The following is a 13699-nucleotide window of genomic DNA, read 5'->3' on the forward strand; positions in this document are numbered from 1 at the left end:
CAGACCGGATCCGCCGGTGCATCGGCAGAGATACGAAGGGCCATGGCGCCGGCCGCGGCCCATTTTCATGTAAACAGGCCGCCGCCTCAGGCGACGGCGCGGCCGAGGAATTCCTTGATCTCGTAGCCGGGCATGAAATTGCCGACGCGCTTGATCTCCCATTCGAGCTTCACGCCGGAATGCTCCATCACGCGAGCGCGCACGGTCTCGCCGAGATATTCGAGTTCGTAGCCGCTTGCCTGACCGGTATTGATCATGAAATTGCAATGAAGCGGCGACATCTGGGCGTTGCCGATCATCACGCCGCGGCAGCCGGCCTCGTCGATCAGCTTCCAGGCGGAATGCCCCTCCGGATTCTTGAAGGTCGAACCGCCGGTCTTCTCGCGGATCGGCTGCACCGTCTCGCGATGCTGGCGCACCGCGTCCATATCGGCGCGGATCTTCGCCTTGTCCTCCGCATAGCCCTCGAAGATCGCATGCGTGAAGATCAGATCCTTGGCCGCGTCGGAATGGCGATAGGAATAGCCCATGTCGGCATTGGTCAGCACATGCTTGTTGCCCTGGCGGTCGACCGCATGGACCTCGACCAGCCGCTCGCTCGTCTCGCCGCCATTGGCGCCGGCATTCATGCGCAGCGCGCCGCCGATCGAGCCGGGAATTCCGTAGTAGAAATAGAAGCCGCCGATGCCGTGGTCGAGCGCCATGGCGGCGATGTTCTTGTCCGGGCAGATCGCACCGGCCTTGATCCGGTTTTCGCCGACGAGTTCGAGATCGCCGAAGCCCTTGGCCGAGAGCCGGATGACGACGCCCGGAATGCCGCCGTCGCGCACGAGCAGGTTCGAGCCGACGCCGACCACCATCACCGGCATATCCTTCGGGACAAGCTTCAGGAAGGCGATGAGGTCGTCCGTGTCGTGCGGCTGGAACATAACCTCGGCAAGACCGCCCGCACGAAACCAGGTCACCCGGTCCATGGGCGCATCGGGCGTGATGCGGCCGCGGATTGCGTCGACGCCGTTTCCGAGCGCCTCGATGATTTTCTGACCGTCAACCTGCTTCATGCTCGATTTCCTGAGATGTCCGCGAGTTCCTTGGGCAGGGCCGCGGCCCAATAGGTAATGCTGCCTGCCCCCAAGAGAACCACAAAGTCGCCCGATTGCGCAATCTTCGAGACGGTCGGCGCCAATGCTTCCGGGCCGGAGAAGTAGCGCGCGTCGCGATGACCGGCAGCCTTGATGCTGCTGACGAGCGCTTCGGAGCTTACGCCGTCGATCGCCTCCTCGCCCGCCGCATAGACCGGCGCGATCAGGATCGTATCGGCATCGTTGAAACAGGAGGAGAAGTCTTCGAAGAGGCTCGACAGCCGCGAGTAGCGATGCGGCTGATGAATGGCGATGACGCGGCCGCGGCAAGACTCGCGCGCCGCCCTGAGGACAGCTTTGATCTCCACGGGATGGTGGCCGTAATCGTCGAAGATGCGCGCCCCATTCCACTCCCCGGTCAGCGTGAAGCGACGCTTGACGCCGCCGAAGGAGGCAATCCCGCGCGCGATATCCTTCGGCTTGATACCGAGACGTTGGGCGACGGCAACGGCCGCCGTAGCGTTCGAGACGTTATGCCGGCCGGGCATGGGCAGGCGCAGGTCCCTGAGTTCGATAACCTGGCCGGTGCGGCGGCGGCGAATCACGACATCGAAAACGGAAGTCGCCCCGTCCATGCGGATATTGTGATAACGCACATCGGCCTGCGGGTTCTCGCCATAGGTGACGATCTTGCGATCCTCGATTTTGCCGACCATGCCCTGCACCTCGGGATGATCGAGGCAGAGCACGCCGAAGCCGTAGAAAGGCACGTTCTCGACGAATTGCCGGAAGGCGGCGCGCACCGCATCGAAATTGCCGTAGTGGTCGAGATGCTCCGGATCGATATTGGTGACGACGGCGATGTCGGCGGGAAGCTTCAGGAACGTGCCGTCGGATTCATCCGCTTCGACCACCATCCAGTCGCCCGCGCCCATACGCGCATTCGTGCCATAGGCATTGATGATGCCGCCATTGATCACGGTCGGATCGAGGCCGCCGGCGTCAAGCAGCGCCGCCACCATTGAGGTCGTCGTCGTCTTGCCATGCGTGCCGCCGATCGCGATTGCATTGCGGAAGCGCATCAGTTCAGCCAGCATCTCGGCGCGGCGCACGACCGGGAGAAATTTCTCGCGCGCGGCAATGAGTTCCGGATTGTCCTGGCGGATCGCTGTCGAGACGACCACCACTTCGGCGTCGCCGAGGTTTTCGGCCCGGTGGCCGATCGAGATCTCGATGCCCTTCTCGCGCAGGCGCTGGACATTGGCGTTGTCGGCCTGGTCGGAGCCTTGAACGCGGTGACCGAGATTATGCAACACCTCGGCAATTCCGCTCATGCCGATGCCGCCGATACCGATGAAGTGTACGAGCCCGATCGTCCTCGGCATTTTCATGAGCGTGTTTCCTTGAATTTCGCGACTGTCGAACCGCTGGCAATAGCCTCTACCAAGGATGCAAGCAAGCGCGCCGCCTCCGGCTTGCCTGTCTCGCGGGCCTTTGCCGCCATGTCGGCCAGTCCCTCTGGATTGTTCATCGCGTCGGAGAGAAGCTTGCCGAAGCGCTCGGCGCCGAGTTCCGCCTGCGCGATCACCTGCGCCCCGCCCTTGGCCGCAAGGGTCGCGGCGTTCGCTGCCTGGTCGTGATCGAGCGCATAGGGATAGGGCACGAGAATCGATGGCCGGCCGATGGCGGAAAGCTCGGAGACGGTCGAAGCGCCGGAGCGGCAGACGACGAGATGCGCCGAAGCGAGCCGCGCAGCCATGTCCGAGAAGAACGGGGAAACCTCGGCCCGAATGCCAAGCTTCTCATAGGCGGAGATCACCCCTTCCCGGTCCTCCGGGCGCGCCTGCTGCGTCACCTTGAGCCGTTGGCGCTGCCCGTCGTCGAGGCGGCAGATCGCCTGCGGCACCGCTTTGGAGAAAAATTGCGCACCCTGGCTGCCGCCGAAAACGACGAGATGGAACAGCCCGTCGCCGGAAGCCGCATAGGGGGACGTGGCCGCCTCCAGTACGGCCGGGCGAACCGGGTTCCCCGTCGTCACGGTCTTCATGGAAAAGGCTCCGACGCCTTCCTGGAGGAACCCGCCCGCAACCGCCTGCACCCGCGAAGCCAGCATTCGGTTGGCGCGGCCCATGACGGCGTTCTGCTCGTGGATTAGCGAGGGGACACCCATCTGGGTCGCGGCGAGCAGCGGCGGCACCGTCGGATAGCCGCCGAAGCCGACCACGGCGCGCGGCTTGAGCCGCGTAATCAGCCGCCGCGCGGCCCGCAAGCCCGTCCAGAGCTTCCAAAGCGACCGCGCCAGCTTGACCGGATTCTTCGAGCCGATCGTCGCGGACGGCACGACATGGATCTCGTCCGCCGGGAATTTGCCGGCGTAGCGCTCGGCGCGGCTATCGGTCACCAGATGCACGGAATAGCCGCCGGTCTTCAGCTCATGCGCCAGCGCTTCCGCGGGAAAGAGATGTCCGCCGGTGCCGCCGGCGGCCAGAAGAACGATGCCCTTGTCGTAGCCCATATCCATGTCCTACTCCGCCGGGACCCCGACGCCGGATCGGAAGAGGCTGCGCTCGACCGCGCGCTTTTCCGGCCGATGCCGCGTCAGGGCCAGGATGAAACCGGCCGTCACGCAGATAGCCACCATCGACGAGCCGCCATAGGAAATCAGCGGAAGGGTCATGCCCTTCGCCGGCAGCAGTTCGAGGTTGACGCCGATATTGATCAGCGACTGGATACCGATCTGCAGCACCAGGCCGGCGACGGCAAACCTGTTGAAGTCGTTGCGTTCGCGGAAGGCATGGTTGAGGCCGCGCATCACCAGGAAGGCAAAGATCATCACGATGATCATGCAGAAGAGGATGCCGAACTCTTCCGCCGCCACGGAAAAAACGAAGTCGGTGTGGCTGTCGGGGATGATGCGCTTGACCATGCCCTCGCCCGGGCCGCGGCCGAACCAGTCGCCGCGAATGATCGCCTCGCGCGCCGTGTCCACCTGGAAGGTGTCGCCCTCGCCGGTGAGGAACCGGTCGATACGGCCTGCGACGTGCGGCAGCACGGTATAGGCGGCGAAGAAGCCGCCCATCGCCAGGGCGGCAAGCACGATGATCCAGAGCCACGGCATGCCGGCCATGAAGAACATGCCGCCCCACACCGTTGCGGTCAGCACCGTCTGGCCAAGGTCCGGCTGGGCGACGAGCAGCACACCAACGATGCCGAACAGGAGGATGGACAAAAGATTGCCGGGGATTTCCGGCTGTTTGGCGTGCTCGGCGAAAAGCCAGGCGCAGACGACCACGAAGGCGGGCTTCATGAACTCCGACGGCTGGATCGAAATGCCGGCGATCGAGATCCACCGCAGCGATCCCTTGACCTCCTGTCCGACGAACAGGACGAGGACCATCATCGCGAGCGAAGCGCCGAGCAGAATGATCGCCACCCGCCTCACCTGCCGCGGAGAGAGGAAGGAAATGCCGATCATCACCGCAAGCGAGGGAAACAGGAACACCGCGTGGCGCTTGACGAAGTGGAAGCTGTCGAGGCCGAGCCTCTCGGCAACCGGAGGGCTGGCCGCAAAGGAGAGCATGAACCCGACCCCCATCAGCAGAACGAAGGTCGCCAGAAAGAGCCTGTCTATCGTCCAGAACCAGTCGGCCACGGGGCCACGTTCGGCTCGGCTTACCATCTGTCTGTCCCCTTTTCCGGCGCCTGCGCGCCCGTCCAAAAACCGCTCGACTGCCGCTCCCCTCCTCGCGGCCGTCAGATGAGCATGGCCACACCTTCGAGCGCCGCCACATGGCCGACGAAGGCATCTCCCCGCACCTCGAAATTCTTGTACTGGTCGAAGCTTGCGCAAGCCGGGGAAAGCATCACGGCCGCAAAACCTTGCGGATCCCGCGCCGCATCCGCCGCCGCATGCGCCACCGCTTTCTCGAGCGTCCCGGAAATCTCGTAGGGCACCGCCTCGCCGAGTGTCGCGGCGAAGGCCGGCGCCGCCTCGCCGATCAGGTAGGCCTTGGCGATTTTCGGGAAAAATGGCGCCAGTGAGGTAATGCCGCCCTCCTTCGGAAGCCCCCCTGCAATCCAATAGATCCGCTCATAGCTCGAAAGCGCGGGCGCGGCCGCATCGGCATTCGTCGCCTTGCTGTCGTTGACGAAAACGACTTCGCCCATCCTCGCGACTGGCTGCATCCGGTGCTTGAGACCCGGGAAGGTCGTAAGCCCCTCCACGATCTCCTTCTCGTCGACCCCGACGGCGAGGCAAGCGGCAACGGCCGCAGCGGCGTTCTGGGCATTGTGCCCGCCGCGCAGCGTCTCAATGCCGGAAAGATCGGTGACGAGCACGGCCGTGCCCCCGTGAGCCCGCATCAATTGCGAGCCTTCTGCATAGATGCCGTCCGCAAGCGCATGGCGGCGCGAGATTCGCGCGACCTTCGTGCCGGCCCGCTCGACCCGGTCGGCGACCAGGCTCGAGAAACTGTCGTCGACGCCGACGATGGCGGTGCCGCTTCCCGCCACCAGCCGCTCCTTGATATCGGCATAGTGCTGCATGGTGCCGTGCCGATCCAGGTGATCGGGCGTCAGGTTGAGCAGGATGCCGGCCGTCGCATCAAGCGTCGGCGCAAGGTCGATCTGGTAGGAGGAGCACTCGACCACATAGAAGCGTCCGGCCTCTGGCGGATCGAGCGTCAGCACCGCCGTGCCGATATTGCCGCCGAGCTGCGTGTCGCGCCCGCTCGTCTTCAGGATATGCGCGATCAGCGCCGTCGTCGTCGATTTGCCGTTGGTGCCGGTGATCGCGATGAACGGGCAATCGGGCGCATGTGCTCGGCGCTCGCGCACGAAAAGCTCGACATCGCCGATGATCTCCACGCCCGCCTGACGAGCAAGATCAACGCTCCAATGCGGCTTCGGATGCGTCAGCGGCACGCCGGGCGAAAGCACGAGGGCGGTGATGGCCGGCCAGTCCGCTCCGTGCAGGTCCATCGTCGCAATGCCGGCCGCGGCGGCCTTGGCGACGCTGTCGGGATTGTCGTCCCAGGCGGCAACCTCCGCGCCGCCGGCAACCAGCGCCCGGGCCGTCGCCAGCCCCGAACCGCCCAATCCGAAGAGTGCGACCTTCCTGCCCTTGAATGTGGTGACCGGTATCATCGCCGCTCACCTGAGCTTCAGGGTGGAAAGACCGACCATGGCCAGGATGACGGCGATGATCCAGAAACGGATCACGACCTGGCTCTCCGTCCAGCCCTTCTTCTCGAAATGGTGATGGATCGGCGCCATCAGGAAGACGCGGCGGCCGGTGCGTTTGAACCAGAAGACCTGGATGATGACCGACAGCGTCTCGATGACGAAGAGGCCGCCGATGATGATCATGACGATTTCGTGCTTGGTGGCGACGGCGACGGTGCCGATCAGACCGCCGAGCGCGAGCGAACCGGTGTCGCCCATGAAGATCGCCGCCGGCGGCGCATTGAACCAGAGAAAGCCGAGGCCCGCACCAATGACCGCGCCGAGAATCACCGCAAGCTCGCCGGTGCCCGGCACGAAATGGATCTGCAGATAGTTGGCGAAGACGGCATTACCGGCCAGATAGGCGATCAGGCCGAAGGCTGCGGATGCGATCATCACCGGCCCGATCGCAAGCCCATCGAGACCGTCCGTCAGGTTCACGGCATTACCCGCCCCGACGATCACGAAGCCACCGAACAGCACGAAGAAATAGCCGAGATTGAGCATCAGGTCCTTGAAGAAGGGGAATGTCACTGACGAGCCGAAGGTGGAACCGGCGCTGCCGGCGGAAAGCGCCGCCCGCATCATGAAGAAGACGGCAATCGAGGCGATCACGAATTCGATGCCGAGCCGCGCCTTGCCGGAAAAGCCCTTGTCCGATTGCTTCGTGACCTTGAGATAATCGTCATAGAAACCGATGGCGCCGAAGCCGAGCGTCACCAGAAGCGTCGACACGACATAGACGCTCGAAAGGTCTGCCCAGAGCAGCGAAGAGCCGACGATGCCCGCGAGGATCATCAGGCCGCCCATGGTGGGCGTGCCGGCCTTCTTGAAGTGCGTCTGCGGCCCGTCGGCACGGATCGGCTGGCCCTTGCCCTGGCGGATGCGTAAGGAATCGATCATCGCCGGGCCGAACAGGAACACGATCAGGGCCGAGGTGAAGAGAGCTGCGCCCGTGCGGAAGGTGATGTAGCGAAAGAGGTTGAAGAATTGAAGGTGGTCCGCCAGGTCCACGAGCCAGATCAGCATAAGGGACTTTCCCCAAAAGGTTTGTAACCGGACATCGTCCGACAGAATCATCTGATAGACGATACCCGCTTGCGTTCAACTATGTTAAGACCATTTCCCCTGGCCGAGCGCTCTATCCACCAGCACGAAAGCAGTGGCAAAGCCCCTAAGCTTCCCCCGTCTCGGCCGTCTGTTCGGGATAGGCGGCACGAAGCGCTTCGACGATCTGCCCGCAGCCGGTGCCCTTCGAGGACTTGACCATCACGACGTCGCCGGCAGCGACCGCGCCGACCGCATAGGATGAGAGGTCGCCGACCGATTCTCGATAGACCACGGAAATCTCCGGCGGCAGGGCATCGCGCAGATGCGCCATTGCCGGTCCGGCGAGCCAGACGTCGGCAATGCCAGCCTCGACGACCGGCGCCGCGAGGCCGGCATGTACTTCGGCGGCATGCTCGCCCATCTCCAGCATGTCGCCGAGGATCGCGATACGTCGCCCGCCGGGCGCCGGTTCGGCATCGCGCAAGAGTGCGATCGCCGCCTGCATCGACGCGGGATTGGCGTTGTAGCTTTCGTCGATCAGCGTCATATGGCCTGTGCCGATCCCCAGACGGTGCCGCACGCCCCTGCCCTTTTCCGGCCGCATGGTCGCCAGCGCGGCGACGACACGCTCGATGTCCGCCCCGGCGAGTTCGGCCGCGGCGATCACCGCCAGCGCATTCTCGGCGATATGGCGGCCGGGCGCACCCATCGCGACCTCCAGCGTCCTGCCGCCTATGCCCGCCCAGAGCACGGAGCCTTCGGCACCGCCGGCAAACTCGACCAGACGATAGTCGGCCTTCGGATTGGCGCCGAAAGAGTGGATATGGCTGACGCCCGCCGCCTGGGCCGCCATTTCGAGCAGGTCATAGTGCGGTGTGTCGCGGTTGATGACGGCATGACCGCCTCCGACGACGCCCTCGAATATCTCCGCCTTCGCCGAAGCGATCTCGTCGAGGCTTGAAAAATTGCCGAGATGGGCAGCGGCAATGCTCGTGACGAGCGCCACATGCGGACGCACCATCCGCGTTAACGGACGGATTTCGTCGGGATGGTTCATGCCGATTTCGAAGATGCCGAAATCGGTCGCCTCCGGCATGCGGGCGAGCGTCAGCGGCACGCCCCAGTGATTGTTGAAGGAGGCGACCGATGCATGCACGCGCCCAAGGGGCGCCAGAACGTGCCGGAGCATTTCCTTGGTCGTGGTTTTGCCGACGGAGCCGGTGACGGCGATAACCTTCGCGGCGCTGCGGTCGCGCGCCGCGCAGCCGAGCCGGATCATTGCCTCGAGCACGTCGTCGACGACGATCATCGGCGCGATCAGCCGTCCGAGCGCCGGGATCTTGGCTTCGCTGACGACGAGCAGCGCAGCGCCGTTGGCAAGCGCGATGCCGGCATAGTCGTGGCCGTCGACGCGATCGCCCTTGATCGCGAAAAAGGCTTCGCCCTCGCCGATCGTGCGGCTGTCGATCGAGATCCCGACGATGCCTTCCGGCAGGGTACCGACCGGCCGGCCGTTCATCGCCGCCAGAAGATCGCTGCTTGTCCAGAGCCAGTTCAAGTCATAGTCCTCCGAGGGCCTTCAGCAATTCCGCATGGTCCGAGAACGGCAGCGTCACGGAACCGATCGTCTGCCCCTCCTCATGCCCCTTGCCGGCGACGATCAGCGTGTCGCCGGTCGTCAGCATGCCGACCGCAGCGCGGATCGCCTCGGCGCGGTCGCCGATCTCGGTCGCACCCTTGGCACCGGCCATGATCTCGGCGCGGATTGCCTCCGGCACCTCCGAGCGGGGATTGTCGTCGGTGACGATGACGACATCGGCAAGCCGGCTGGCGATTTCGCCCATGATCGGCCGCTTGCCCTTGTCGCGGTCGCCACCACAGCCGAAGACGAGAATGACCCGCCCGGTCGTGAAGGGGCGCACCGAATCGAGCACGTTCTGCAGCGCGTCGGGCTTGTGCGCATAGTCCACATAAGCAAGCGCGCCGTCCTTGGTCTGGCCGACAAGTTCCAGCCGGCCCGATGCGCCCTGCAGCTTTTCGAGCGCAGCGAACGCAGCCGCGGCGGGAATTCCCGTGGACATGGCGAGACCGGCGGCGACAAGCGCATTGGCCACCTGGAAATCGCCGGCGAGCGGCACGTGGACTTCGAAGATGTCGTCGCCGACATGCACCTCCGCCGACTGCTTGTGGCGAAAGTGCTCGACGCGCTTCAGGGCGAGGAACTCGCCATTGCGTCCGACGGTGCGCACGTCGTGACCTGCCTTGCGGGCAGCGGCGATCGCCGCCGCCGACCATTGATCGTCGGCGAAGATCACCGCCGGTGAGCCCTTCGGCAGGAGCGCCTCGAAAAGGCGCATCTTCGACGCCATGTAGTGCTCGACTGTTGGATGGTAGTCCATATGATCGCGGCCGAGATTTGTGAAGGCCGCGGCCGCGAGCCTGACCCCATCCAGCCGGTTCTGGTCGAGCCCGTGGCTCGATGCTTCCATGGCCGCATGGGTGACACCGGCATCGGCAAGCTCGGCGAGCAGCCCGTGCAGCGACACCGGATCCGGCGTGGTGAGCGATCCGTACGCGTTACGGCCTGGCGCTATGACGCCGGTCGTCCCGATCATCGCCGCCGGAAGACCGGAATGCGCCCAGATTTGGCGTGTGAAGGAAGCGACCGAGGTCTTGCCTGCGGTTCCCGTCACCGCGACCATGGTCTCGGGCTGACGCCCATAGAAGGCGGCGGCGCCCTGCGCCAGAAAGCGGCGCGGCTCCGAGAGCGTGAAGACCGGGACACCAGCATCCGCATGGGGATCGGCAGCGACGACCGCCGCCGCGCCGCGCGAGATCGCGTCGGCGATATAGGCGGTCCCATTCGCCTTAGTCCCGGCAACGGCGACGAACAGATCGCCCGGCTTCACCTGCCGGCTGTCGGCCGTCAGTCCGGAAATCTCGACATTTGCCGACTCATCCTTCAGTTGCGCCGAAAGTTCCGGGAAGTTTGGTCCCGCCAGGTCCCTGATCTTCATGAACCGCCTGTCTCACATCGATATCGACCCACCGCGTGCATGTCTTTGAAAACGCAACGGGTCGCTGTAACACCTTGAATCGCCGCATGGTTGATCCCGGATCGGCTTCGATTTCAGGAACCAGGCAGCGGATGACGAATCGTCCGCATTCTCATTTCACGGTCAATAAGACACAAGCAAGGCAGAACCGTCTTCTCCGAATTTCGGCTCGACCCCGAGAAGCGGCGCGGAGCGGCTGATGATGTCGCGCACCATCGGTGCGGCGTTCGAGCCGGACGTCCGCCCCCCCCCTTCGCCGGTCTTCGGCGCATCGATGAAGGTCAGCACCACATATTGCGGGTCGTAGATCGGAAAAGCCGCGAGAAAGGCGTTGAAGTTCTGGTCGTGGGCGTAACGACCATTGACGACCTTGTCGGCCGTTCCGGTCTTGCCGCCGACATTGAAGCCGGGGACGAGCGCCCGCTTGCCCGAGCCCGCAATGCCGTTCCAGCGCAAGAGATAACGCATGTCGTCGCTGGTGCTGTTCTTGACCACCACGCTTGCGAGATTGTTCGCCTCCTCTTCCGTGCGCGGCAGGAAGGTCGGCGGGATGAGCTTGCCGCCATTGACGAGGGCGGCACCCGCAACGGCTGTCTGCAGCGGCGTGGTCGAGACGCCGTGGCCGAAGGAGATGGTGATCGAGTGGATCTTCTTCCATTCGCGCGGCTGCGACGGCGCCTTCACCTCCGGAAGCTCCGTCGGAAGCTTCGTCAGCAGGCCCAGGCGCGTCAGGAATTCCTGGTGACCCGGAATGCCGACGAGGTCGGCGATCTTGGCCGTGCCGATGTTCGACGAATATTGGAAGATTTCCGGCACGGTCAGCACGCGGCGCTTGCCGTGGAAATCCTTGATGGTGAAACCGCCGATGCGGATCGGCGCCGTCGCGTCGAAACTGTCGTTGAGCGTCACCTTGCCGGAATCAAGGCCCATCGCGATGGTGAAGGTCTTGAAGGTGGAGCCCATTTCGAACGTGCCGTTCGACATGCGGTTCATCCAGCCCTCTTCGGCACCTTCGGCCGGATTGTTCGGGTCGTAATCCGGCACCGAGGCCATGGCCAGCACTTCGCCGGTGCGAGCGTTGAGAACGACCGCGCCCGCCGCGATCGCCTCGTAGTTCTTCATGCCGGCGGCGATGACGTCGCGCACGATGTTCTGGACGCGCAGGTCGATCGAGAGCCTGACCGGCTCGAGCTTGGCGTCGCTGGTCAAGCCGATGGCGGCCAGATCGGCAAGACCCTGATTGTCGATATAGCGCTCCATGCCGGCGATGCCGCGATTGTCGATATTGACGTGGCCGACGATGTGGGAGGCGGTCGGGCCGCCGGGATAGAAGCGGCGCTTCTCCGGCCGGAAGCCGATGCCCGGAATGCCGAGCGCCAGGATCTCGCTCTGCTGCTTCGGAGTCAGCTGGCGGCGCAGCCATTGAAAGCGCGAATTCGACTTCAGCTTGTGGTAGATCTCGCGCGCATTGAGATCGGGCAGCACGGTCGCCAGGCGCTCGATAGCCTCGTCGGCGTCGACGATCTTGTGCGGCTCGGCATAAAGCGAGACCGTGCGGATATCGGTCGCCAGGATTTCTCCGTTGCGGTCGAGGAGATCGGGACGAGACGCCATCAGGCTGTCGGCGCGGCCGATCGAGGAAACCGTCTCGGGCTGCGCCATGCCGTATTGCACCAGTCGGCCGCCGATCACCGCATAGACGATGCCGAAGCTGGCGATGATGATCGCCACGCGGCTCTTCGCCTGGCTGGCACTCTTTTTGCGGGTCCCCTGGAAGGTGACGTTGAGACCCGTCTCGGGAGCGCGATTGTTGCCCCCGGCGGAGAAGTGCGCCTTGCTTTTCAGCAGCATTATCCGGGAGAGAAAGGACATCAGTGCGCCACCGAGCCTGTGTTGATATTGTCGGCCTGAATAACGGCGGCGATGCCGTCTTCCGGCGCCTCCTCCCCCTCCGGCCGCGGCAGATCGGCCCGCAACATCGGCAGCTCCTCAGGTTGAGCGAGTTGCGTGGATGGTGTCGGTGCAAGCTGCAGGTCCGAGGCAAAGGCCGCCACGAGCCGTTCCAGGCGGTTCGGCTGGGTCAAGAGCGCCCAATCGGCCTTGAGCAGGTCGATCGTATCCTCTTCGAGCTTGATCGCCGCGTCGAGCTTGCGGACTTCTTCAAGCTTGTTCTCGGCCTGATGCTTGATCGTGTAGGTGACCGCAGCGGCGGCCGTCATGATGACGATCAGGACGATATCGATCGTTCTCAGCATCGCTACTTAGCCCCCTAACCTCGCAAGACTCGCCAGTTCCGGTAGATTGAAAATGGATGGATCGCTACCCGGCGACGGCGCCTCCGTGCGGATGCCGGCCCTGAGCTTGGCAGATCGGGCGCGCGGATTGCGGGAGGCTTCCTCGTCACTGGCCGCGATCATAGACTTGCCGACTGGCGTGAAGGTTGCGACACGCGCCGCCACCATCGGCATATGCCGGGAGCCGCCCGCCTTGCCCGCGCGATCCTGGAAGAAGGCCTTGACGATCCTGTCTTCGAGCGAATGGAAAGTGACGACGACGAGACGTCCGCCGGGTTTCAGCACGCGCTCGGCGGCAAAGAGCGCGTTGGCAAGCTCGCCGAGCTCGTCATTGACGAAGATGCGCAGCGCCTGGAAGACCCGCGTTGCGGGATGGATCTTGTCCTTGGCCTTGCGCGGCACGACTGTTTCGATGAGGCCCGCAAGGTCGCGAGTCGTCTCGAAAGGCTGCTCGGTACGGCGCTTCTCGATCGCCCGGGCGATGCGGCCGGCCTGCTTTTCTTCGCCAAGAAAGCCGAAGATGCGGATGAGATCGGAAACCTTGGCGCGATTGACGACGTCGGCGGCGGTCACGCCGCTCGCCGACATGCGCATGTCGAGCGGGCCCTTTTTCTGGAACGAAAAGCCGCGCTCAGCCTCGTCGATCTGCATGGACGAGACGCCGATGTCGAGCACGACGCCGTCGAGCCCTTCGTCCGGCGCATGCCCCGCCAGTTCGGAAAACCGCGAATGAACAAGCTTGAGCCGCCCGCCGGCCGCGGCCGCCATGGCCTGCCCGGCAGCGATCGCGGTCGGATCGCGGTCGAGCGCAATCACATCCGCACCCGCATCGAGGAGCGCCGAGGTGTAGCCGCCCGCGCCGAAGGTGCCGTCGAGAATGACCTTGCCGGGCGCCGGCTCGAGCGCCGCCAGCACCTCGGCGAGCATGACGGGAATGTGACGAACCGGTCCGCCATCGGCTTCAGAAGTCCTGTCGCCTTGATCCGCCACCATT

General features: G+C 64.4%; 11 protein-coding genes. All 11 read right to left on the reverse strand.

Annotation, left to right across the window (positions count from 1 at the left end; translation table 11 throughout):
• Positions 1–86 precede the first annotated feature (86 nt).
• On the reverse strand, positions 87–1061 hold the full coding sequence (gene murB / locus SJ05684_RS10755) for a UDP-N-acetylmuramate dehydrogenase (RefSeq protein WP_034851151.1): 975 nt from the start codon (positions 1059–1061) through the stop codon (positions 87–89).
• Complete coding sequence (murC, locus tag SJ05684_RS10760) at positions 1058–2473, reverse strand: UDP-N-acetylmuramate--L-alanine ligase (RefSeq protein ID WP_034851153.1); 1416 nt, start codon at positions 2471–2473, stop codon at positions 1058–1060. The genes murB and murC overlap by 4 nt, the downstream gene beginning before the upstream one ends.
• The gene (gene murG / locus SJ05684_RS10765) at positions 2470–3597 is read right to left on the reverse strand and encodes an undecaprenyldiphospho-muramoylpentapeptide beta-N-acetylglucosaminyltransferase (protein ID WP_095694299.1); all 1128 of its coding nucleotides are present in this window, start codon (positions 3595–3597) and stop codon (positions 2470–2472) included. Before murG ends, murC begins: the two co-directional genes overlap by 4 nt.
• Before the next feature lie 9 nt (positions 3598–3606).
• On the reverse strand, positions 3607–4761 hold the full coding sequence (gene ftsW / locus SJ05684_RS10770) for a putative lipid II flippase FtsW (RefSeq protein WP_034851204.1): 1155 nt from the start codon (positions 4759–4761) through the stop codon (positions 3607–3609).
• Positions 4762–4835: 74 nt separating this feature from the next.
• Positions 4836–6227: a UDP-N-acetylmuramoyl-L-alanine--D-glutamate ligase gene (murD, locus tag SJ05684_RS10775; RefSeq protein WP_034851206.1), complete on the reverse strand. Its 1392-nt coding sequence runs from the start codon at positions 6225–6227 to the stop codon at positions 4836–4838.
• Positions 6228–6233: 6 nt separating this feature from the next.
• The gene (gene mraY / locus SJ05684_RS10780) at positions 6234–7334 is read right to left on the reverse strand and encodes a phospho-N-acetylmuramoyl-pentapeptide-transferase (RefSeq protein WP_034851213.1); all 1101 of its coding nucleotides are present in this window, start codon (positions 7332–7334) and stop codon (positions 6234–6236) included.
• A 145-nt stretch (positions 7335–7479) separates the two neighbouring features.
• Positions 7480–8913 carry a UDP-N-acetylmuramoylalanyl-D-glutamyl-2,6-diaminopimelate--D-alanyl-D-alanine ligase gene (locus tag SJ05684_RS10785; protein WP_034851215.1) on the reverse strand — a complete coding sequence of 478 codons (1434 nt, stop codon included), beginning with the start codon at positions 8911–8913 and terminating at the stop codon, positions 7480–7482.
• A gap of 1 nt (position 8914) precedes the next feature.
• On the reverse strand, positions 8915–10372 hold the full coding sequence (locus SJ05684_RS10790) for a UDP-N-acetylmuramoyl-L-alanyl-D-glutamate--2,6-diaminopimelate ligase (protein WP_034851217.1): 1458 nt from the start codon (positions 10370–10372) through the stop codon (positions 8915–8917).
• A 162-nt stretch (positions 10373–10534) separates the two neighbouring features.
• Positions 10535–12283 carry a peptidoglycan D,D-transpeptidase FtsI family protein gene (locus SJ05684_RS10795; RefSeq protein WP_034851219.1) on the reverse strand — a complete coding sequence of 583 codons (1749 nt, stop codon included), beginning with the start codon at positions 12281–12283 and terminating at the stop codon, positions 10535–10537.
• Entirely contained in the window at positions 12283–12666 is a 384-nt protein-coding gene (gene ftsL, locus SJ05684_RS10800; protein ID WP_034851220.1) for a cell division protein FtsL, read from the reverse strand. The genes SJ05684_RS10795 and ftsL overlap by 1 nt, the downstream gene beginning before the upstream one ends.
• Before the next feature lie 6 nt (positions 12667–12672).
• A complete protein-coding gene (rsmH, locus tag SJ05684_RS10805) occupies positions 12673–13698 on the reverse strand; it encodes a 16S rRNA (cytosine(1402)-N(4))-methyltransferase RsmH (RefSeq protein ID WP_034851222.1) in 1026 nt (341 codons plus the stop codon).
• Position 13699 lies beyond the last annotated feature (1 nt).

This window comes from Sinorhizobium sojae CCBAU 05684 (genome assembly GCF_002288525.1).
In the GTDB taxonomy this organism is placed as follows: domain Bacteria; phylum Pseudomonadota; class Alphaproteobacteria; order Rhizobiales; family Rhizobiaceae; genus Sinorhizobium; species Sinorhizobium sojae.

Excerpts from the sequence above, each read along its gene's own strand:
- murB (WP_034851151.1), bottom strand. The coding sequence starts at position 1,061 with ATGAAGCAGGTTGACGGTCAGAAAATCATCGAGGCGCTCGGAAACGGC.
- murC (WP_034851153.1), bottom strand. The coding sequence starts at position 2,473 with ATGAAAATGCCGAGGACGATCGGGCTCGTACACTTCATCGGTATCGGC.
- murG (WP_095694299.1), bottom strand. The coding sequence starts at position 3,597 with ATGGGCTACGACAAGGGCATCGTTCTTCTGGCCGCCGGCGGCACCGGC.
- ftsW (WP_034851204.1), bottom strand. The coding sequence starts at position 4,761 with ATGGTAAGCCGAGCCGAACGTGGCCCCGTGGCCGACTGGTTCTGGACG.
- murD (WP_034851206.1), bottom strand. The coding sequence starts at position 6,227 with ATGATACCGGTCACCACATTCAAGGGCAGGAAGGTCGCACTCTTCGGA.
- mraY (WP_034851213.1), bottom strand. The coding sequence starts at position 7,334 with ATGCTGATCTGGCTCGTGGACCTGGCGGACCACCTTCAATTCTTCAAC.
- SJ05684_RS10790 (WP_034851217.1), bottom strand. The coding sequence starts at position 10,372 with ATGAAGATCAGGGACCTGGCGGGACCAAACTTCCCGGAACTTTCGGCG.
- SJ05684_RS10795 (WP_034851219.1), bottom strand. The coding sequence starts at position 12,283 with ATGTCCTTTCTCTCCCGGATAATGCTGCTGAAAAGCAAGGCGCACTTC.
- ftsL (WP_034851220.1), bottom strand. The coding sequence starts at position 12,666 with ATGCTGAGAACGATCGATATCGTCCTGATCGTCATCATGACGGCCGCC.
- rsmH (WP_034851222.1), bottom strand. The coding sequence starts at position 13,698 with ATGGTGGCGGATCAAGGCGACAGGACTTCTGAAGCCGATGGCGGACCG.